Source organism: Spirillospora sp. NPDC048824 (assembly GCF_043198455.1).
GTDB lineage: Bacteria > Actinomycetota > Actinomycetes > Streptosporangiales > Streptosporangiaceae > Spirillospora.
Window position 1 is genome coordinate 597,607 of record NZ_JBICUS010000001.1, and the last position, 19,751, is coordinate 617,357.

Annotated in this window: 23 protein-coding genes and 1 tRNA gene; 13 read left to right on the forward strand and 11 right to left on the reverse strand. The window is 70.0% G+C overall.

Annotation, left to right across the window (positions count from 1 at the left end):
* The first annotated feature begins 2 nt into the window (after window positions 1-2).
* From glp to ACGFIS_RS02705, 6 genes are all read left to right on the forward strand, one after another.
* Window positions 3-1,211 carry a gephyrin-like molybdotransferase Glp gene (glp, locus tag ACGFIS_RS02680; protein WP_392910346.1) on the forward strand — a complete coding sequence of 403 codons (1,209 nt, stop codon included), beginning with the start codon at window positions 3-5 and terminating at the stop codon, window positions 1,209-1,211.
* On the forward strand, window positions 1,208-1,687 hold the full coding sequence (moaC, locus tag ACGFIS_RS02685; protein ID WP_392910344.1) for a cyclic pyranopterin monophosphate synthase MoaC: 480 nt from the start codon (window positions 1,208-1,210) through the stop codon (window positions 1,685-1,687). Before glp ends, moaC begins: the two co-directional genes overlap by 4 nt.
* Before the next feature lie 8 nt (window positions 1,688-1,695).
* Window positions 1,696-2,172: a molybdenum cofactor biosynthesis protein B gene (locus ACGFIS_RS02690; RefSeq protein WP_392910341.1), complete on the forward strand. Its 477-nt coding sequence runs from the start codon at window positions 1,696-1,698 to the stop codon at window positions 2,170-2,172.
* Between the two features lie 145 nt (window positions 2,173-2,317).
* Window positions 2,318-2,938 carry a GNAT family N-acetyltransferase gene (locus ACGFIS_RS02695; RefSeq protein ID WP_392910686.1) on the forward strand — a complete coding sequence of 207 codons (621 nt, stop codon included), beginning with the start codon at window positions 2,318-2,320 and terminating at the stop codon, window positions 2,936-2,938.
* A gap of 215 nt (window positions 2,939-3,153) precedes the next feature.
* Window positions 3,154-3,687, forward strand: coding sequence for a hypothetical protein (locus ACGFIS_RS02700; protein WP_392910338.1), 534 nt, complete (start codon window positions 3,154-3,156; stop codon window positions 3,685-3,687).
* A 47-nt stretch (window positions 3,688-3,734) separates the two neighbouring features.
* A tRNA-Ala gene (locus ACGFIS_RS02705) sits at window positions 3,735-3,811 on the forward strand.
* 320 nt (window positions 3,812-4,131) lie between these two features.
* On the opposite strand, the gene ACGFIS_RS02710 is transcribed toward ACGFIS_RS02705, so the two are convergent.
* Window positions 4,132-5,130, reverse strand: a complete 999-nt coding sequence (locus ACGFIS_RS02710; RefSeq protein WP_392969159.1) for a hypothetical protein — start codon at window positions 5,128-5,130, stop codon at window positions 4,132-4,134.
* A gap of 447 nt (window positions 5,131-5,577) precedes the next feature.
* On the opposite strand from ACGFIS_RS02710, the gene ACGFIS_RS02715 reads away from it, so the two are divergent.
* Window positions 5,578-5,889: a hypothetical protein gene (locus ACGFIS_RS02715; RefSeq protein WP_392969162.1), complete on the forward strand. Its 312-nt coding sequence runs from the start codon at window positions 5,578-5,580 to the stop codon at window positions 5,887-5,889.
* Window positions 5,890-6,039: 150 nt separating this feature from the next.
* On the opposite strand, the gene ACGFIS_RS02720 is transcribed toward ACGFIS_RS02715, so the two are convergent.
* The gene (locus ACGFIS_RS02720; RefSeq protein WP_392910331.1) at window positions 6,040-7,500 is read right to left on the reverse strand and encodes an MFS transporter; all 1,461 of its coding nucleotides are present in this window, start codon (window positions 7,498-7,500) and stop codon (window positions 6,040-6,042) included.
* A gap of 537 nt (window positions 7,501-8,037) precedes the next feature.
* Here ACGFIS_RS02720 and ACGFIS_RS02725 point away from each other — a divergent pair.
* Window positions 8,038-9,081 (forward strand): NBR1-Ig-like domain-containing protein, encoded by a 1,044-nt coding sequence (locus ACGFIS_RS02725; protein ID WP_392969311.1) that lies wholly within the window; start codon window positions 8,038-8,040, stop codon window positions 9,079-9,081.
* A 54-nt stretch (window positions 9,082-9,135) separates the two neighbouring features.
* Here the strand turns inward: ACGFIS_RS02725 and ACGFIS_RS02730 are convergent, their stop codons facing one another.
* From ACGFIS_RS02730 to ACGFIS_RS02740, 3 genes are all read right to left on the reverse strand, one after another.
* Window positions 9,136-10,080 (reverse strand): SpoIID/LytB domain-containing protein, encoded by a 945-nt coding sequence (locus ACGFIS_RS02730; protein ID WP_392910329.1) that lies wholly within the window; start codon window positions 10,078-10,080, stop codon window positions 9,136-9,138.
* A gap of 34 nt (window positions 10,081-10,114) precedes the next feature.
* Entirely contained in the window at window positions 10,115-11,002 is an 888-nt protein-coding gene (locus ACGFIS_RS02735) for a peptidase inhibitor family I36 protein (protein WP_392910327.1), read from the reverse strand.
* A gap of 63 nt (window positions 11,003-11,065) precedes the next feature.
* The gene (locus ACGFIS_RS02740; RefSeq protein WP_392910325.1) at window positions 11,066-11,911 is read right to left on the reverse strand and encodes a peptidoglycan-binding protein; all 846 of its coding nucleotides are present in this window, start codon (window positions 11,909-11,911) and stop codon (window positions 11,066-11,068) included.
* Window positions 11,912-12,239: 328 nt separating this feature from the next.
* Between ACGFIS_RS02740 and ACGFIS_RS02745 the strand changes: the two genes are divergently transcribed.
* Window positions 12,240-12,656, forward strand: coding sequence for an OsmC family protein (locus ACGFIS_RS02745; protein WP_392910323.1), 417 nt, complete (start codon window positions 12,240-12,242; stop codon window positions 12,654-12,656).
* Window positions 12,657-12,693: 37 nt separating this feature from the next.
* Here the strand turns inward: ACGFIS_RS02745 and ACGFIS_RS02750 are convergent, their stop codons facing one another.
* Window positions 12,694-13,212: a hypothetical protein gene (locus ACGFIS_RS02750; RefSeq protein WP_392910321.1), complete on the reverse strand. Its 519-nt coding sequence runs from the start codon at window positions 13,210-13,212 to the stop codon at window positions 12,694-12,696.
* A gap of 229 nt (window positions 13,213-13,441) precedes the next feature.
* Between ACGFIS_RS02750 and ACGFIS_RS02755 the strand changes: the two genes are divergently transcribed.
* On the forward strand, window positions 13,442-13,831 hold the full coding sequence (locus ACGFIS_RS02755; protein ID WP_392910319.1) for a putative zinc-binding protein: 390 nt from the start codon (window positions 13,442-13,444) through the stop codon (window positions 13,829-13,831).
* 20 nt (window positions 13,832-13,851) lie between these two features.
* Here the strand turns inward: ACGFIS_RS02755 and ACGFIS_RS02760 are convergent, their stop codons facing one another.
* The 4 genes from ACGFIS_RS02760 to ACGFIS_RS02775 all read right to left on the reverse strand — a co-directional run bounded on the left by ACGFIS_RS02760 (window position 13,852) and on the right by ACGFIS_RS02775 (window position 17,812).
* The gene (locus tag ACGFIS_RS02760; RefSeq protein ID WP_392910317.1) at window positions 13,852-14,727 is read right to left on the reverse strand and encodes a DUF6114 domain-containing protein; all 876 of its coding nucleotides are present in this window, start codon (window positions 14,725-14,727) and stop codon (window positions 13,852-13,854) included.
* Window positions 14,714-15,328, reverse strand: coding sequence for a DUF6230 family protein (locus ACGFIS_RS02765; protein WP_392910315.1), 615 nt, complete (start codon window positions 15,326-15,328; stop codon window positions 14,714-14,716). Before ACGFIS_RS02765 ends, ACGFIS_RS02760 begins: the two co-directional genes overlap by 14 nt.
* Before the next feature lie 24 nt (window positions 15,329-15,352).
* Window positions 15,353-16,366, reverse strand: a complete 1,014-nt coding sequence (locus tag ACGFIS_RS02770) for an Acg family FMN-binding oxidoreductase (protein WP_392910313.1) — start codon at window positions 16,364-16,366, stop codon at window positions 15,353-15,355.
* A gap of 63 nt (window positions 16,367-16,429) precedes the next feature.
* A complete protein-coding gene (locus tag ACGFIS_RS02775; RefSeq protein ID WP_392969165.1) occupies window positions 16,430-17,812 on the reverse strand; it encodes a tyrosine phenol-lyase in 1,383 nt (460 codons plus the stop codon).
* A gap of 169 nt (window positions 17,813-17,981) precedes the next feature.
* Here ACGFIS_RS02775 and ACGFIS_RS02780 point away from each other — a divergent pair, with 169 nt between their 5' ends.
* Window positions 17,982-18,320, forward strand: a complete 339-nt coding sequence (locus tag ACGFIS_RS02780; RefSeq protein WP_392910309.1) for a HEAT repeat domain-containing protein — start codon at window positions 17,982-17,984, stop codon at window positions 18,318-18,320.
* A gap of 234 nt (window positions 18,321-18,554) precedes the next feature.
* Window positions 18,555-18,935: an ArsR/SmtB family transcription factor gene (locus ACGFIS_RS02785; protein WP_392910307.1), complete on the forward strand. Its 381-nt coding sequence runs from the start codon at window positions 18,555-18,557 to the stop codon at window positions 18,933-18,935.
* Between the two features lie 80 nt (window positions 18,936-19,015).
* Here ACGFIS_RS02785 and ACGFIS_RS02790 read toward each other — a convergent pair whose 3' ends face one another.
* Window positions 19,016-19,381: a metalloregulator ArsR/SmtB family transcription factor gene (locus ACGFIS_RS02790; protein WP_392910305.1), complete on the reverse strand. Its 366-nt coding sequence runs from the start codon at window positions 19,379-19,381 to the stop codon at window positions 19,016-19,018.
* A gap of 81 nt (window positions 19,382-19,462) precedes the next feature.
* Here ACGFIS_RS02790 and ACGFIS_RS02795 point away from each other — a divergent pair, with 81 nt between their 5' ends.
* The gene (locus ACGFIS_RS02795; protein WP_392910303.1) at window positions 19,463-19,708 is read left to right on the forward strand and encodes a hypothetical protein; all 246 of its coding nucleotides are present in this window, start codon (window positions 19,463-19,465) and stop codon (window positions 19,706-19,708) included.
* Window positions 19,709-19,751: the final 43 nt, after the last annotated feature.

A 19,751-nucleotide genomic window follows, 5' to 3' on the forward strand; every position in this document is an offset into this window, starting at 1 on the left:
GCATGAGATCGGTCGATGAGCATCTGACGGACATCCTCGGCAGCGTCGCGGCGCTGCCGCCGCTCGACCTGGCGCTGCTGGAGGCGCAGGGGACGGTGCTCGCCGAGCCCGTGTCCGCGCCCGTCCCGCTGCCGCCGTTCGACAACTCCGCGATGGACGGCTACGCGGTCGTCGCCGCCGACATCGCGGCGGCCACCGAGTCCGCCCCGGTCACGCTGCCCGTCGTCGGGGACATCGTCGCGGGCGACACCGGCGTGTCGGCGATCAGACCCGGCCTGACCGCCCGGATCATGACGGGCGCGCCGCTGCCGGCCGGCGCCGACGCCGTGATCCCCGTCGAGTGGACGGACGGCGGCAACGCCACCGTCCGGGTCTCGCGCGCCGCGCCGGCGGGCAACTACATCCGCCGCGCGGGCGAGGACGTCGTCGCCGGGCAGGTCGTCGTGGACGCGGGCACGCGCCTCGGCGCCCCGCAGATCGGCATGATCGCCGCGGTGGGACGCTCCCGGGTGACGGTGCGGCCGAGGCCCCGTGTCGTGGTCGTGGCCACCGGGGACGAGCTCCGCGAGCCGGGCTCCCCGCTCGGGCACGGCCAGATCTGGGAGTCCAACAGCTACATGCTCACCGCCGCCGTCGTCGAGGCGGGCGGGGTGGGCTTCCGGCAGGCCACCGTGGTGGACGAGCCCGCCAAGGTGCTGGAGATGTTCGAAGACCAGCTCGTCCGCGCCGATGCCATCGTCACCACCGGCGGCGTCTCCATGGGCACCAAGGACGTGGTCAAGGAAGTACTTTCCGGCACGGGCACTGTGGGCTTCCACAAGGTGCGCATGCGTCCCGGGAAGCCTCAAGGGTTCGGCCTCCTTGAGGACACGCCGGTCTTCACCCTCCCCGGCAACCCGGTAAGCGCGTACGTGTCGTTCCAGGTGTTCGTACGTCCCGCCCTGCGCGCCATGCAAGGACTGGAACCCGACCCGCTGCCCACGGTGAGCGCCGTCCTGGCCGAAGACGTCAAGTCACCCGCCGGGCTCCGCCACTTCCTGCGCGGCGGGCTGTCGTTCCACCGCGGCTCCTACTCCGTCACGGCGGCCGAAGTGCAGGGCTCGCACCAGCTCGGCTCGCTCGCGTCCGCGAACGCGCTCATCGTTCTGCCGGAGGATGCCGAAGCGCTCCCCGCCGGATCCCACGTCGACGTCATGAGGTTGCCGTCTTGAGTGCCACAGGCCCCGAATTCACCCACCTGGACGACGCGGGCGCGGCACGCATGGTCGACGTGTCGGCCAAGGACGTCTCGGCCCGTACCGCGACCGCCACGGGCCTCGTCCACCTCTCGGCCGAGTGCGTCGCCCTGCTGCGCGCGGGCGACATCCCCAAGGGCGACGCCCTGTCCGTCGCCCGCATCGCGGGGATCATGGGGGCCAAGCGCGTCCCCGACCTCGTCCCGCTGTGCCACCCGATCGCGCTCCACGGAGTCACCGTCGACCTGGAGATCCGGGACGAGGGCGTCGCGATCACCGTCGTCACCCGCACCGCCGACCGCACCGGCGTGGAGATGGAGGCGCTGACGTCCGTCAGCGTCGCCGCGCTCGCACTGGTCGACATGGTCAAGGCCGTCGACCCCGCCGCCGTGATCACCGACGTGCGGGTCGAGGAGAAGACCGGCGGCAAGACGGGCGTGTGGCGCCGATGATCAGGGCGATGGCGGTCACCGTGTCGAACCGGGCCGCCGCGGGCGTCTACGCGGACAGATCCGGCCCCGTCCTCGCCGAGATGCTGGCGGAACTCGGCTGCCAGGTGGACGGCCCGGTCGTCATCCCGGACGGGGAACCGGTCGCCGATACCCTCCGGGACGCGGTCGCCACCGGCTACGACGTCGTCGTCACCTCCGGCGGGACCGGCCTCACCCCGACCGACCAGACCCCCGAGATGACCCGGCAGATCATCGAATGGGAGATACCGGGCATCGCGGAGGCCATCCGGCTGGAAGGCCGCGACAAGGTCCCCGCCGCGATCCTGTCCCGCGGGCTCGCCGGCGTCGCGGGCGGCACCCTCATCGTCAACCTGCCGGGCTCGACGGGCGGCGTCCGCGACGGCATGACCGTCCTCGGCCGGGTCCTCACCCACGCGCTCGACCAGATCAAGGGTGGCGACCACCCCCGCCCCGGCGCCGGTTAGGAGCGGCGACCTCCACGCCGCCCGGATGGCGAAGCACCGCCGCCCGCCTGTGAAAACGGCCCCGGAACGGCCCGGGTGACCGTTTCTCGGCGACAATTGATGGCGTCCGGACGTCCGACCAGGGAATCATGGAGCCGTGGAACGTTTGCGGGGATGGCCTGCCACCCTGACCGAGGGTCCTGTCGGGCTGCGCCCGCTCCGGCACCGCGACGCCGCCGTCTGGCGTGAACTGCGGGTCCGCAACGCCGACTGGCTCCGCCCCTGGGAGCCCACCAACCCCGAGACACCGCTGTTCCGCAGCGGCCTCGGCCCGTACCTCAGCATGGTCCACACCATGCGCCGCGAGGCCCGCCAAGGCCTCGCCCTGCCCTGGGTCGTCACCCACGAGGGCGAGTTCGCCGGGCAGCTCACCATCGGCGCGGTCGTCTGGGGCTCGGCCCGTTCCGCCCAGATCGGCTACTGGGTCGACAAGCAGGTCGCCGGCCGCGGCGTCATTCCCACCGCGGTCGCCCTGGCCGTCGACCACTGTTTCTTCACCGTCGGCCTCCACCGCCTGGAGGCGAATATCCGTCCGGAGAACGCGGCAAGCCGCCGTGTCGTCGAAAAGCTCGGATTCCGGGAAGAGGGAATTCGCCGCCGCCATCTGCACATCGACGGAGCCTGGCGCGACCACATCTGCTACGCCCTGACCGTCGAGGACGTGCCCGGTGGCCTGCGCGCACGCTGGCTGGCCGAGCGCAAACAGGCATTTCCCCGGCGCACTTGAGTCCGCTGTGACTTTCCCGCTGTAAGAATCCTGCGATCGAGAAGCCCAGGCAAACGGAGAGTAACGCCGAGATCGATCTCGCGACACACCGTCCCTTATGCTCGTCAACCTCTGACACCCCCTCGTACCGTGCGGGGCGTGACCCTGCTCCCAATGCACGTTCGCGCGCCGAATGTCGGCTCGCCTGTTGAGCGTGCCCTGGGGCGGTGGGGCCGGTGAGCAGCGCCGTTCTTTATCTCGCCATCGTCGCCGTCTGGGCGATCGTCCTCGTGCCCATGTGGCTGCGCCGCGACATCGAGACGACCGGAATCACCCGGCTCCTCCACAAACGTTCCGAGGAAATTCTCGTCGAAGACGACGAAGAGGTCCCCGAGGAGATCCCGGAGCCCCGGCCCCACCGCCGGACGAGCCGCGCCACCGTCATCGCCCGGCGCCGGCGCCGCACCACGGGCCTCACGGCCCTGCTCCTCACCACCTCGGCCGTCGTCGCGTCCGGCCTCGCGCCCTGGTGGATCACCGCGCCCCCGACCGCCCTCCTGGCGGGCCACCTGGCGCTCCTCCGCGTCGCCGTCGGCATGGACACCGCCCGCCGCCAGGCCGCCGCACACGCCCGCGCCCTCGCCCTCGCCAAGGCCCGCGAGGCCCGCCGCGCCGCCGAAACGGCCGAACCGGCCGAGGTCATCGAGCTCCTCACCCCCGAGGAGGTCTTCGACCAATACGCCGACGACCGCCGCGCCGTCGGCGAATAACCGGTGCGCGAACACCCCCGGATGTTTGCTAGCCTTACGGAGTCCTCGGGGCTGTGGCGCAGTCCGGTAGCGCACCTCGTTCGCATCGAGGGGGTCAGGGGTTCAAATCCCCTCAGCTCCACCAAGGATTCGCAGGTCAGGGGCCTGATCGGAGCAATGTCCGATCAGGCCCCTGATCGTTTGTCGTCGAAATGTCATCAAGACCAACCGGCACCAGATGACACACCCCGGCAAAACAGGTCTCACCTCTCCGCGACTCCCGTAGCTCCGGCGCAGCTTGGACTGCCCGTGCCCTGCCGGCAGGTCGCGCGACGACGAGTCAGCGTGCGGTCTCAGCGGCGAACTGCGCCGGCGCCGCAACTTCGATATCCGGCACCGACGCCTGACCGCCGCATCGCGGGGGCGGTTCCGACAGGTTTTCCCGCCGCTACGACAAAGCAGGTCTTACGAGCCGGACGCCGATACCGCGTGGGTGGACCGGGCAAGGACGTCCGCGGGGCCACTGGACGGGACGTGGGTGGCGAACTGCCACAGGCGTTCACCCGAGAAACGCGTGTAGTAGCGCTTGGGCCCCAGCCCGAAGTAGACCTGGTCAGGCTGGTACCAGACATTCTCACGTAGCGCCGTATAGGTCTGCGACTGGTCGGAGACGCTCATGACCAGGGTTCCGCCATCGGCCGTTTTGAGCGCGTAGACCGGTTGGGGGCGAGCCTTCCAGGACGTGCCCCCCGCCCAGCGAAGCCCGTCGTTGATCCTCCTCACCGTCTTGGCCCAGCTCTTGCCGAGCTGCGAGGTGAGCGGGCCGGGTACGAGCCCGGTGGCGGACTGCTTGCCGCGCGCCGCGGTAGTCAGGTAGTCGGAGACCTTGGCGCCGACTCCGAGGGCGGCCCCGTCCGTCACGGCCGTCGCCGAGCCGTCGGCATTGCGGGCGATCGCCGGGAACTTCTTGCCCTTCGCCAGCCACACGCCGACGGCCGCCTTGTAGGATCCGCCTCCGGTATCCACGAATACGAGCAGCTCGGTGTTTCCGTTCTCGGTCTCCGCCGCCGTGACGGCGAACCACGCGGGGCCCGTGGTGCGCGGGATATAGAACTGGGGATCCCGGTAGAAGAACGCGGGAATCTTCTCCTCGTGCTTACCGCGGATGCGCTTGTTGCCCGCCAGATCGGCTTCGAGCATGGGACCGGTCTCGTTGGAGCGCAGCAGCTCGTCGGAGACCTGCGCGTTCGCCTTGTTGTTGACCTTCTGGTGCCGGGCGAAGATGGCCTTCGCCTGCGCCTCGGTCACCGCGGCGACCGTGGCCGGGCGACTCGGTGAGGCCGGAGCCTTCTGCCCGTCCCCGCCGGCGTCACTGGTGCCGCACCCCGCGACGAGTGTTCCGAGGACGGCGACCCCCGTCACGATGTGCCGTCGAACTCTCGGCGGCTGCCCCGCGTCTGGCATCTCTTGCTCCCGTCTTACCTGGCCGCACGTGATCCACGGCTCCAGAGATGACAGTGCGTGCATACAGGCTGGTCGCAACCACGAGTGCGGCCCCGGGCGGCGTGGAGAGGCGGCGGACGCTCACCGGTACAACCGAACATCTGATCGGCGACCGCCGGTCAGCGGGCGGGATCGGCCCACCGACGATGACGACGTGCTGCGGTGGCAGCGCACGACCCTGGTGGGCAGCGTGACCAAGGCGTGACCGGGCAGCGGCTGTGGCAGGCCCGCCGCGAGCGCACCCGCACGCCGACGCGGCCGTCGACGGGCTCCCGGCGGGCCGGCGCCTGTCCCAGCTCTGGCCGAGCACGACTACGGCCAGCGAAGGCTGGTCGGCTCCGGCTGCTCATGATGTGCGGACAGGCCGGCGGCGCTGGGAGTCCAAAGCGGGCGAGAAAGTTCCAGGCCATGGTTGCCGAGCGGACACACCGCAAACGCCTGCCGAGCCTCCATGAAGTGGTTGAGGTCGTCACGTTCGTCGCCTCGGACCGGGCCGCCGGTATCGCCGGAACCATGGCCAACATGAGCCTCGGAGCCATTCCCGACCAGGTCGGTCGAGGTGCCCTGGGGGCGAGGGCGATGTCGGTCTCGGTCAGGCCGGCCGATCGTGCGGCGTCGGCGGGCGCCAGGCATGTGCCGCAACCGATCCATTTCTGTGCCGCGAGGGAGAGTTTCTCGCTCAACGGGCGCCGCAGCCTGGTGCGGCGTCGGCGGGGGTGAGTGTGCGCAGATTTCGCATGGCGTTGCCTTGGATTCTGTTCGGATGCGGTCTGCAGGGTGTAGCGGCGGCGCCGCCGGGTGGGACGTTCGGCGGCGCCGCACGCAATTTCTTCGAAGGTCGGTGTCATTCGTTTGTGGTGGTGGTTCGTCTCAGAGTCCGAGGGTCGTCTCCCGCGCGTCGCTCCGTTCGGCCGGGGCCGCAGTTCTCGGCTCCGGGCGGGCGGACCGCAGAGTGGCGGCGGCCAGGACGGCTCCGGTGAGGGCGATCAGGCCGGCGCCCATGAAGGCGGCGGAGAAGCCGTCGGTGAGTGCGGGCAGGTCGCCGAGGCGGTCGGCGCCGTTGGCGGTGGCGATGGCGGTCATGGCGGCCAAGCCGAGCGCGGAGCCGACCTGGTAGCCGGTGTTGACGATGCCGGACGCCAGACCGCCCTCCTCGGGGCGGGCGGCGGAGATCGCCGTGCCCAGCGAGGGGATGAAGGCCAGCGACATGCCCAGCGCGGCGACCAGCGAGGCGGGCAGTACGTCGATCCAGAACGAGCCGTCGGGACGGATCAGTGACAGCCAGCCCATGCCGATGGCCAGCACGGCCAGCCCGGTGACGGTGACGGCCTTGGGGCCGAACCGGTTGATGACGCGCGGGGCCAGGACGACCATCCCGATCATGATCAGCACGGTCATCGGCAGCAGGGCGGCTCCGGACGGGAAGGCGCTGTAGTCCAGGACCTGCTGCAGGTAGAGGTTGAGGAAGAACCACATCGGGATCCACGCGGCGCCGAGCAGCAACTGGGCCAGGTTGGCCGCGCCCAGGTTCGGTGCACGGAAGATCGACAACGGCATCAGCGGTGCGCGGCGCGCGGACTGGATCCACAGGAACGCCGCGAGCAGGACGATCCCGGCCGCGATCACCGCCCAGGTCTCGACCGAGCCCCAGCCGACCTCGGGAGCGCGAACGATCGCGTACACGGTGGTGCCGAGCCCAAGGGTGACGGTGACGGCGCCGACGAGGTCGACCGAGCCACGCGCCCTGCCACCGCCGGGCATGAGGAACGGCGCGGCGGCCAGCGCGATGACGGCGATGGGGATGTTGACGTAGAAGACCCAGGGCCAGGAGGCGTACTCGGTGATGGCGCCGCCGAGGAAGACGCCGGCGGTTCCGCCGGCGGGGGCGGCGGCGCCGTACAGGGCCAGGGCTTTGGTGAGCTCGCGGGGCTCGGACCCGAACAGCATCATCAGCAGCGTCAGCGCCGCCGGTGCGATGAGCGCCGCGCCCGCGCCCTGGACGGCGCGTCCGGCGAGTTCGACGCCCACGTCGCCGGCGGCCCCGGCCATGGCGGAACCGGCGAGCAGGATGAGCCAGCCGGTCCCGAACATCTTCCGGGCGCCGAACAGGTCCGACAGGCGGCCGCCGAGCAGCAGCAGGCCGCCCAGAGCGATGACGTAGGCGTTGAACACCCACGACAGGTTCTCTTGGGAGAACCCGAGGTCCTCCTGGATGCGGGGGAGGGCCACCCCGATGATCGACGTGTCCATGATCACCATGAACTGGGCGAGGGCGATGAGGGCGAGCGCCCACCAGCGACGCGACGCCGGGGGAGCTGTTGCACGAGACATGATCGTCACTTCCTATACACCAGGGGGGTATCAGCGGAGGCTGCATACCCTACGGGGGTAGGGCTGAAACGGCAACCCCCATGCCGTCCGAATCCACCAGCACGTGCGAGGTCAGAGTCAGGACGACAGAGCTGGCCTTAGAAGCAGGGAGGCCGATACGAGGTAGGGGTAGTTGACCGTCGCGGCACAGGGCTGGAGTGCGGCACGAGCCGTGACTGAGTGCAGAAGCCGATCGTCGTGCGGCGGGAGCTGACCGGAACCCGAGCGCTCATTCGCCATCGACGGTCACGAGGTCGACCCGACCGGGCTCACGGGTGTTGCATCGGCGGGGCGGGCCGCGGACCTGGGGGCACACGTGAACGCCCCACTCGAAGTCGGTGAATTCTCCGCGAAATATGCTGAGGCCCCCTGGATAATCGGCCGGCTGGTCAAAGGTTTCGCGGTCCCGAAGTCCGCGCTCGCCCCGCCTCGTCCGCCGATATCGGGTACGGCTTGAGTGGAGACCATGGGCGCTGTTAGTTTCAGCCGGTGGACGAGATGCGTGCACAAGCGGAGGCGATCGCGGACTTCGTGATGGTTCTGCGAGACCTGCGCAGATCGGCCGGTAACCCGCCCTTTCGGGAGATGTCCGGCCGGTCCGGGGCGATCTCGCACACGACGTTGTACGAGGCCACGAAGGGCAACCGACTCCCGAGCTGGGGTACCACCGCCGAGTTCGTCAAGGCGTGCGGCGCGGACCCGGCCGCCTACCGCGAACGCTGGGAGACGGCGAACCGGGCGGTCAGATCGGCGAACGCCGCCGAGCCCGCGAGCTCCGGCGCCCGCCCGCCCGGTGAACTCACAGCCTCCGCCACGAGCGCCGCAGAACGCGACACCAGGGACATCGCCGCTGGTCCGCCGGCGCCGGCGCCACTGTCACCCGGCGAGACCTCGGCATCCGTGCCCACGTCGACGCCTCCGTCCGACGAGATCGCGGACGATGTCCAGCCGGCCATCCCCGCGCCGGGGAGCCGAAGGCGAATCCGGCCGGCCCGCCCGGCCGCGGTCGCGCTGGTGGCAGGGGCCGTCGGTATCGGGACGGTGGTCCTCATCGTGGGCGCCGGCAATCGCGACTCCGGTTCCGGCGAGGACGGACTGAAGCCTTCCGGCAGCCGGTCGAAGGCCGCGCTGACCCCGGCCGACTGCCCGGTGCACGCGTCCAACCCGCCGCCCGCCCCGCCGGCGCACAAGGGCGACGCCGCCGTGTTCATCGCGGACATCACGCTCCCCGACTGCACGCGCGTCGGCGCCGGCAAGACCACGACCAAGATATGGCGGCTCAAGAACGCCGGGAAAGTGTCGTGGGAGGGATATTCGCTGCGTCGCCTCGACGTTCCGCAGCGCGCCGACCAATGCCAGACCATCTCGGACGTGCCGATCGACGAGACGCGACCCGGCGAGATGGTCGACATCCGTACCGACATCACCACGCCCAGAAGGCCGGGCCTGTGCTACGTGCGGTTCAAGATGGTGGACGCTTCGGGAAAGGTCGCCTTCCCCGGAAGCCGGCCGGTCAATTTCCAGGTCATCGTCGAGGGGTAGTTCCCCGCCGTGCGCGGGACACGGCGGGGAACCAGATCCGGACGGTTCGCCGGGTCAGGAGAGAACGATCCCGCTGTAGTAGGCCTTCAGGATCCTGGGGTGGCTCCACCCCGCGTTGGCCTTGTCGCGAGAGCCGTACTGCGACATCCAGTCCCCGGTGACCCACGCGCCGCACGCCGTGGTCGTGGCGCAGTAGTGGGCCTGCAGGATCTTCCCGCTGCGGGTCATCCGGGTGCCCCACGTCGCGTTCACCGCGTCGTTGGTGGACGCCGTCGCGGAGCCGGGCTTGTACACCTGGCTGGACGTGTTGTCATAGACGTCGAAGCACTGGCCGCTCGACGTCTTGCGCGTCGAGTGCAGCGCCCAGTACCAGCCGTAGCTCTTGACGGCCACGGCCCCGGCCCTGAGCGACTCTCTCGGCCAGCTCGGCACCCACTCGTTGGGCAGGACGTTCTTCACGTAGGTCTTGAACGACACCCGGTCCACCCGATTGAGGGACACCCGGTACACCAGGATCGTCGTGGGCAGTTTGCTGTGCGTGCCGTCGGTCTTGCACCCGGTTGGCGGCGTGGAGCTCCGGAACCTGTGGGAGGCGTTCTGGTTCTTCAGGCTGGAGTTGAGGTTGCCTTTGGCGCCGGCTTTGAAGTCCTGGTACTTGCCGCCGTAGTTGCTGTTGTAGTGGACGCGGACGGTTTTGCCGCTGCGGTTCCAGACGGCGGCGGCGTTGTTCTTGATGCACTGGCCTTTGCCGTTGCCCGCGCCCTTGAAGTCGTAGCAGGAGGGCTGCTTGGTGCCGTAGTCGGCGATGGAGCCGGTGAAGTCGGAGATCGATCCCTTGTTGTCGCTGTTGAAGTAGTAGCAGAACTCGCCGCTTTCGCACACGCCGTTGCGGCTCGCCGCCGAGGCGGGCGACGCCGGGATGAGGACCGCCCCGCCGAGCGCCATCGCGGCGGTCGCCGCGGTGACCCGCGAGATCACACGCGCGGTTGGTTTCGACACAGTTGTCTTCCTCTTCTGGTAGAGGCCGCAGCGGCTATCGGACGTTGTAGCCCCGGGCGCGCCAGAACGAGGTCGGGTTCGGGTTGTCCAGGTGCGGGTCGTTGACGCTCTTGGCCGCGAGCGTCCGCCGTCCGGGGCGCATCTCGACGTGGGTGTGCGCGGACGAACTGGACGACACTCCCCGCCACGACTCGTCGGCGATGATCTGGCCGCGGCTGATCTTCTGGCCGACGCTCAGCGAGGACCGCGGTGCGGTGTGCAGGTAGATCACCGTCTTGTTCAGCGAGGCGTTGTAGATGGAGATCGTGGAGAGCCCGGCCCTGCCTTTGGCCCCGCGCGCGATGTAGATGATCTTGCCGCCCACCAGGGCGCGGACGTTGGAACCGATGCCGCGGGCGATGTCGATGCCTTCGTGACGGCCGGGGGTGCTGGTGTAGCCGTCGAAGCCGCACGTGATACGGCCGCCGCTCGCCTTGTACAGCCCGTACGACATGTTCGTGCGCGATGAGGGTGAGAACTGGTGCGAGGCGTTCTGGTTCTTCAGGCTGGAGTTGAGGTTGCCTTTGGCGCCGGCTTTGAAGTCCTGGTACTTGCCGCCGTAGTTGCTGTTGTAGTGGACGCGGACGGTTTTGCCGCTGCGGTTCCAGACGGCGGCGGCGTTGTTCTTGATGCACTGGCCTTTGCCGTTGCCCGCGCCCTTGAAGTCGTAGCAGGAGGGCTGCTTGGTGCCGTAGTCGGCGATGGAGCCGGTGAAGTCGGAGATCGATCCCTTGTTGTCGCTGTTGAAGTAGTAGCAGAACTCGCCGCTTTCGCACACGCCGTTGCGGCTCGCCGCCGAGGCGGGCGATATGAGGGCGGACGCCGCCCCGCCGAGCGCGATGGCGGCGGTCGTCGCGGCGAGGATCTTGTTGTGCGTTCTCATGCCGTTCTCCTTCTGTTGGCGGAGCCTGGGGTTCTCATGTCGGAGCCGGGAGTGCGGACGGGGTCAGCGGCGCTGGTACTCCTCCCAGGTACGGATGGTCACCTTCGGGCCGTCGTCCGGGCGACGGTCGGCGAGCCCGTTCAGGCCGAGGTAGTAGTCGCCGGTCTGGTGCTGGGCCTGGCTGGAAAGGTCGGTGTCGCTGATGGCGGCGGCGTGGATGTGCCACGGCCAGTCGCCCTGCGAGGGGCTGCGCACCCATGCCGCGAAGCCCACACGGCGCAGCGCGCGGGCGGCCCGGGTGCGGGTGGCGGAGTTCATCCCCTTGACCGAGATGTCGACGACGCCGCCGCCATCGTGGGTGCCCGCGGACGTGGGGTCGCCGCCAGGGTTGTACGACCCCTGCTCCAGCACGAGGGTGCGGCCGAGCAGCCGCTCCGCCTCGGCCAGCATTTTCCGCGTGCGGGTGTTGACGACGACACCGCCGGTGGACACGCGGGCGCCCGGCCCGATGACGTGAGTGACGGTGAAGCGGCCGGTTCCGAGCTTGGTGAGCGACGTCCTGCCCGGCAGGCCGTTTGCGTCGAGACCGGTGTAGCCGAGCGACTTCTGGTACTTCGCGTAGGCGGCGACCGTTGTGGTGCCGAAGTAGCCGTCCACCCACGTCGCGTCGAGCAGGTTCCGGTCGCGCAGCGCCCGCTCAACGAGGAGCACGCCGGCCTTGGCGCCCGGAGTCAGCGTGTCGTCGGGCCGCCGCGGGTCGATCTGGGCCGCCTTGACGGTGGCTTCCATGTTCACTCTCGGAAGAGCGCCGCTGCCGGCCGCCTGTGCCACCGGCGTATCGGACGCCGCGGTCAGGGAAGTGAGCAGGGCGGCCGTCGCGAGGCCGGCGGTATATGTGAGCAGCTTCATCGGCTTCTCCGTTTGCGGGAGCTGGAGGGGCGAAGCCCGTGGCGGAAGTCCACCGTCACGGATCGCTCACATGTCCACAAGAAGATCGGTGTTGTCAGCCTGTTCGCCAGGACGGTTCCGAACAGGCGCACGCGCGATCTGACAAGCGACGTGACGGATCGGTGACTGCTGCGAATGCGATCAACACGGCGAGACGCGGGCCGGAACGCTGATCGCCGCCGGTCGATGACGTCCGTCCCCTGTTGGAGGGACCTTCGGCTCCTGCCCGTGGAAGCTCACGGGCCGACACTGAAGGAAGGGACGGAGCCTGGAGAAGAGGGGTGCGCCGATGAGCGAGATCATGGTCGTCCATCAGGAGAACGACGCTTTCGCCGTGCTTGTCCGGGATCATGTGGTCCACGTGGACCAGCCGTACTTCGCGGGCGGGATGAACAACGGACCCACACCGGTCGAGTTGTTCGTGGCGTCGCTCGCCGCCTGCGCGGCGCACTACGGGCGGCGGTACCTGACGCGGCACAGTTTCCCCGCGGAAGGGTTGGAGGTCACCGCCGACTTCGCGATGAGCGCGGGCGGGGGACCCGCGCGGGTGTCCCGGATCGGGCTGCGGCTGCGTCCTCCCGTTTCGCTGCCGAGCGAGGCCGTCGACGGGCTGCGCAGAGCCGTGGAGGCTTGCACGGTGCACAACTCGATCCTCGATCCGCCGCGAATCGGCGTGGACGTCGAAGCCGAGTCCAAGGCCGCCTGACTTGGGCCGCGGTGCTCTTGACGCCTTCGAATGCGCCTCAGCCCACGTCCGGCCGCCGCAGACCGGCGGTGGAACCCCGGGCGGTGAGCAGTGCGGCGCCGAGCCCGGTGAACAAAGCGCCCAAGGCGCCGGCCAGCAGGGTGACCTGCCACGCCTGGTACGCCGACATCAGGGACGCGCGCAGCATTTCGCCGGTGAACGCGGTTCGCTGCAGTTCGGTCAGCTTCTCGTCCTCGCCGCCGTCCGCCCGCACGGCCGCCAGTTCGGCGCCGAGCTGTGCATAGGTGCGGCCCGCGGTCGTGCCGGCGAGATTGGATTTGATCAGGTCGGCGTAGGCGCGTGCCTGTGGGCCGGTCTCCACCCGCTGCCCGGCGAACGACGTCAGCCCGGTGGGCAGGCGGCTCTCGTCCGGGAACGTGATCTCCTGCGTGGCCAGCTCACCGCGTATCTCCTTCCTGCCCCAGGCGGCGCGGGCGACCATGGCGGGACCGGCGACGAGCATCACGACCCCCACGGCGTCGAACAGGAAACCCCCGGGAATGGTCCTTGCGCGCATGTTCGGTGCTCCTTCGTGTGCGACTCGGGATTGCCGCTCAAGCCTGCCGCGGCGATGAATGTGCCGGATAAGGGCTTAGGTCCCGCAAAAGCGGGCCATCGGTCATGCGGTGTCGTCCGTGGTCGAGCCTTTCGGCCGGGTCGGCGGGACCTTTGGCCCTGACCCGCCCCTCTCGATGCCCGGAACCTTGAAGTCACCAGCGGGCTGCCCGTGACTTGGAGGAGAATCCGTGACCGACCGCCGTGACCTTCCGCTCGTCTACTCGTGTTCCGGCTGCTCCAGTGCCGCCCAGATGACGAACTGGCTGGCGATCCAGCTGGACCGCCGCGGCGTCGCCGAGATGTCCTGCATCGCCGGTGTCGGCGGTGACGTGCGGAGCCTGGTCCGCAAGGCCACCAGCGGGCGGACCATCATCGCGATCGACGGGTGCGCCCTCGAATGTGCGCGCAGCTGTCTGGCCCGGCACAGCGTGACCCCCGACGTCCACCACCGGCTCAGCGACCAGGGCGTCCGCAAACGCCTCGGCGAGGACTTCGACGCGGCCCAGGGCGAAGAGGTGCTCGGCGCGCTCCTCGAACGCATCGACGCGGAGACCCGTCCGCCCGGCGGCTCGGACTGACCGGGGGCGGGTGCGCGCCGCTACGCCGACAGCCGGAGACCGCGCAGGACGGCCGAGGACGCCAGGACGTCCGGCTGCTCGGCGGTCACGTCGGTCATCACCATGTGGGGGAGCACGAGCGGCGGCGGATGCTCAGGGGTGAACGTCAGCGGTCCGAGGCCGAGGAGCGTCGATGACATCCTGGTCGTGTACATGACGACGTCCCCCTCAAGCGTCAGTGACTCCGCGCGCAGCCGTGCCCGGCGCGGGCCCTTGCCGATCCGCTGGTCCACGTCCCTCAGCACCGCGCGTTCCATCGAGAACCGCAGGGCCCTCACCGGCGCGGCCCGCCGGGTCCGCAGGGCCACCACGCCGTCGTAGGTCAGCCCCGACATCGTCAGCGATGACGCCTTCAGCGTGACCTCGGCCGTCGAGAAGGCCGGTCCGGTGTCGGGTGCGACGGGGCTGAGCAGGACCGGGATCAGCACCAGGCCCATGTGCCGCGGGGCGCGTGACCGGCCGGGGCCCGTTCCGGCCGCGTGCGGCGTCCAGGCGAAGCCCAGCGCTCCGCCGACCATGCCGAGGAGCATTCCCAGCAGGAAACCGCCGAGATTGGACGTCACGAACGAGACCAGCGACAGCAGCACGCAGAGTACGCCGAGGAAGGCGCGCTGCTCCGGCTGGCACCACATCAGGGCACCGGAGGCGATGAGCAGGGCACCGGCGAGCCAGCTCGCCACACCGGCCATGCCCTGATGGACCACGATGCCGACCGGGGCCAACGGGATCAGGATGATCTCGGCCCCGGCGAGGACGGCGAGCAGGCCGCCCCAGAACGGCCGGGTGCGCCGCCAGCGCCGGAAGCCGCCGGGAAGGGGCGCGGCCTCGGCGGCGGCCGAGCGTTCAGAAACACTCATGGGTACCGGGCCTGACGCTCATTCGCAGGCCGTTCAGTTTGAACGTGCCGGCCGTGGTGGCCCACGCGGTCTGCTTGACGTTGGTGAGGCGGATCCTGCCGGCCTGCTGGGCGAACCCGCCGGCGGCTCCCTTGGCGCCGGGGACCTGGTCGAGCGTGCTCGCGTCCCGGCCGATCTGGATGTCGGTGAACTCCGCGTCGGCGGCGAGGGACTCCACGTCCATGACCAGGTTGCTCGCCTCGACCGGCTTGTCGCCCTGCCCGGCGCGCAGCACCACCGTGACCTTGCCGGCGGGGGTGGAGACGAGGACCGACTGGCACAGGTCCCGGATCGTGGCCGACCGGATCCGTGACACCTGAACCGGGTGGCCCTCGCCGTCCTTGGTCGTGTCGAAGCCGCCGAACTGCTCGAACCCCGTCCCGTCGAGCGAGCCGACGGAGACCTTGAAACTGCTGCCGGACACGGCGAACGACGAGGCGATCGCACCCTGGCCGGCCATCGCGACCAGACCGCCCGCCGCCATGAGGCCGGGTATCAGGATCGCCGCGAAGCGCCTCCACCGCACGCCGCCGAAACCGGCGCCGTCGTTGAGAGTGGACATGGACACGCCCTGCTTTCCGTCTCGCTATGACGCCTGCTCGGTGAGTACCTCGGTGACCGGACGGCGGGGAGTCGCGCGCGGCCGGTCGGAGTAGCCGAGTCGCAGCAGCATCTGCGGGTGGCCGCTGGCGATGACCTCCTTCCGGATGCGGGCGCGCGGTCCCGGCAGTTCCAGCGGCTGGGTGTGGAAGGCCGCGCTGACCTGGTGTGCCGCGGCGTGCAGCAGTACGGCCTGAAGGGCCAGGCCCGCCTGCAGCCAGTCTGCGGGCCGGTCCCTGCGGGTGCTGAGCACCGCGACGACGCCGAGGGTCGTGGGGGACGCGAGGCGCGGACTGGGCGGGTATCCCAGCGGCGCGCCACGTGCGAAGTCCCGGGTGGCGAACACCGCGCCGTCCGGCTGCCTCGGATACGCGGTGGCCGGGACGCCGTCCAAGCGCTCATCGCCGGGCACGGGAACCCAGCGCTCCAGTTCCGACGCCACCCCTGAGTCGGCCCGCTGCGCGGTCTCGGCGGCGTGCACCAGGCGGGCGACGTGACGGAGCCGCGTCCGGTCGCTGATGACACTCAGGAATGCCTGCTGCCGCCGGGTCACCCCGCGCAGTTCGGAGATCAGATGGTTCGGAACCGGGGCGCAGGTGAACAGGCCGCGATGGCTGTGGCGCCGGCTCAGGGCGCGGAAGAGCACTTCCTCGTACGAGGACGGCCGCGCATTCCAACCCCAGTGGATCTCGGCCAGCAGATCGGGCTGCCCAGCCACCGGGAACGGTGTGATCCTGGCGGTGAAGCCGAGGTGCCGCATGGCCAGCCGGAGATTGAACAGTGCGGCGCCGCAGCTGATGACCAGTTCCCGGCCTGCCGGATCCGACCAGGGCAGCCGGCGGTGGTCGTCGGCGTACAGCCGGATGGCCTCGCCGGACGTGCCGAATCGCCACGGCTGAGTGTTGTGCACCGACGGCGCCATGGTCGCCGCGCGGATGACGAAACGAGCCGCAAGATCGGTGTGGATCTCCCGCCGGGGCAACACGTCGAGCTTTGACATCTGCTTCCTCCATCGTTTCGGCCGCAGCGGCCGCGGCCGTCCTGCACCCCACCGAGGCCCGGCTCAGGCGGGCGCCTGGCCGGCCGGTTCGAAGCGGGCCGTGAAGAACCGCAGTGTCGGTGGCTCGTAGGTCATGCGCAGCCCGCCGATGGAGTGCCGTCGCTCATGCAGGCGCTGCACGGAGTCGGCCACGACGTCCAGGTGGCTGTCGGTGTAGACGCGCCGCGGCACGGTGAGCCGGACCAGTTCCAGGCGCGGTCTGCGGTTCTTGGACGTCTTGGGGTCGCGCCCGGCCGAGACGATGCCTCGTTCCATCGAACGCACGCCGCTGTCGAGGTAGAGCGCCGCCGCGAGCGCCTGGGCGGGGAACTGCTCCTGGTCGAGGTGGGGCAGGAAGCGGGCGGCGTCGATGAACACCGCGTGCCCGCCGATCGGCTCGACGATGGGGACACCGGCCCGGCGGAGCCGCTCACCGAGGTGGTGGACCTGGTGGACGCGGTGCGCGATGTAGGCGTCGTCGACCATCTCGCGGACGCCCTGGGCCATCGCCTCCATGTCCCGTCCGGCCATGCCGCCGTAGGAGGGCATGCCCTCGAACAGGACGACGAGTTCGCTGGCGCGCTGGAGCAGGGTTTCGTCGTTCATGGCCAGGAACCCGCCGATGTTCACCAGGGCGTCCTTCTTGCCCGACATCGTGCATCCGTCGAAGCACGCCATCATCTCCCGCAGGATCGAGGCCACCGTACGGTCGGCGTAACCCTCTTCGCGCTGCTGGATGAAGTAGGCGTTCTCGACACACCGGGTCGCGTCGCACCACAGCAGAATGCCGTGGCGGGTGCACAGTTCCCGTACCTCGCGCAGGTTCGCCATGGAGACCGGCTGCCCGCCGGCCATGTTCACGGTGACGGCGACATTGACGTAGGCGATGTTCTGCGCGCCCTCCCGCTCGATGAGGGCGGCCAGCTTCGCCACGTCCACGTTGCCCTTGAACGGGTGGCGGGCCCGCGCGTCGTGGGCTTCGTCGATCACCACGTCGGCGAAGATGCCGCCGGCCAGTTCCTGGTGGGCGCGCGTGGTGGTGAAGTACATGTTCCCCGGGACGTACTGGCCCGGCTTGATCGCGATCTGGGAGAGGATGTGCTCGGCGCCGCGTCCCTGGTGCGCCGGGACCACGTGCCGGAAGCCGTAGACCTCGCCGACCGCCTCCTGCAGCCGGTAGAAGGAACGCGACCCCGAGTACGCCTCGTCACCGCACATCATCGCCGCCCACTGACGGTCGCTCATCGCGCTGGTTCCGCTGTCGGTGAGCAGGTCGATGTAGATCTCGTCGGAGCGCAGCAGGAACGTGTTGTGGCCGGCACGTCCGATCGCCGCCTCCCGCTCGGCCCGGGTCGGCACCGGCAGCGGCTCCACACTCTTGATCCTGTACGGCTCCGCCACGGTCATTTCGGCTCCTCCTGGGGTCGGGTAACCAGAGCCTGACTCACCCCCGTCCCGCCTGTACGAGGACTTTGGTCCCGAACCCCGGGACCATTCGGCACCCACCGCCCGACGGGCACCCGGCCCCGGCGACGGCGCGTTCCGGCGCGCACCGTGGCGGTCGTAGGGTCGACGCATGTCGCGGCAACGTTTCGAACAGGCCATGCAGCACATGCGGAAGAGCGACACGCAGGTCCGGGAGGACGCGTTCGACTTCCTGCGCGAGCACGCCGACGCGTATGTCGATGAGCTGATCGCGGAGTTCACGGCGGAGGAGGACCACGGCCTGCGCTGCTGGCTGCTGGAACTCATCGCCGAGGCCCGCTCCCCGAAGGCGCTCGGCCTGTTCCGCGATCAGCTGGAGGACATGGACGAGTCGTTGCGGTTCTGGGCGGTGCGAGGTCTGGAGATGCTCGACACCCGGGAGGCGGAGCAGACCCTCGACCAGGCGCGCGCGAACGGCTGGATCTCCTGACGGCACCCGCCCGCGTCGGAGGGCGCGGCGGCCAGGGGGACGTCGCCGGGCGCGGGGTCCTGCCGTTCAACCTTCCCGGACGAAGCCGTGGCGGGCCAGTTCGATCCCCGCGGGGACGCTGCCCGCGGCGGGGACGGCGGCGATGGTGACGAGTGGCGTCTCATACCAACATTTCATGATGTGTCAATTTATTGATATGTGGGCTACAATGACGACCGCGGAAGGGGGACGACCATGACCGGGCCGACGACCGGCTCCCCGGACGGGCCGCCGCAGCCGGACGAGGCGGCCGGGCCGTCCTGCGCCGCGGCCGTGGTCCAGCCCGGCGACAAGCTGCGCGACTTCCTCAAGGCCCTGGCCAGCGAGCAGCGCCAGCAGCTCATGGAACTGTTCGCCGGCGGTGCCGAACTCACCGTCGGCACGGTCGCCCGGCGCATGGGCATCGGCCAGTCCAACGCCTCGCAGCAGCTCGCGCTGCTCCGCCGCGGCGGCCTGCTGACCTCCCGCCGCGTCGGCAAGGAGGTCCGCTACCGCGTCGACGTCCCCACCGTCGAGAAGTCCCTGACCGAACTCCGGGACTACCTCCGCAGCTGCTGCCCGCCCCCTGCGGACTGACACCGGCGCCCGGTCGGCCATGAACGGCCTCCTCGGCCGACCCGGGACATGCGGCGGATCGGCCGGCCGATCCGCCGCGGTCAGGTACGGGCCGGGGTGGGCAGGGCGAACAGGCCGGACAGGCGGGTCAGCGCTTCGGGGATCACGCGGTAGTACACCCAGGTCCCGCGCCGCTCACCTTCGATCAGCCCGGCCTGGCGCAGCACCTTCAGGTGGTGGGAGATGGTCGGCGCGGTCAACTCGAACGGGCCCGTGAGGTCGCACACGCATGCCTCACCGCCCTCGACCGAGGCGATCAGGTTCAGCAGCCGCAGCCGGACGGGATCGGCCAGGGCCTTGAACACCCTGGCCAGGTCGGCCGCCTCGTCCGCGGGCATCACGGGGCCGCTCAGCGGCGCGCAGCAGACCGGAGCGGTGACGTCCTCGATCTCCATCAACTTAGACATGCCTCTAATTTGACATCCTTCTATCCAGTGATGCAAGCTGACCCTTGATTAGATGAACTTCGAATCAATCGAGGAGTCGCCATGACCGAGAAGCCCGAAAGTCCCGAGCCCGCCCCGTCCACCGCCGAGGGGAGCTGCTGCGGGGTCAATGCCTGCTGTACCGGCGCCGAGCAGGCCGTGAACCCCGGGGTCACCGTCCACCAGGCCAAGACCGAGGCCGGCTGCGGCTGCCTGCGGAGCAGCGACGACGACGCGGCCGGCGCGGGCGTCCCGGCCGGTGCCGGCTTCGCCTCCGGCCACGCGCACGGTCACGCCGGCGACTCCTGACCCGCCCGCTCATCCGCCCCCGGCAGACCGCGGCCGGGGGCGG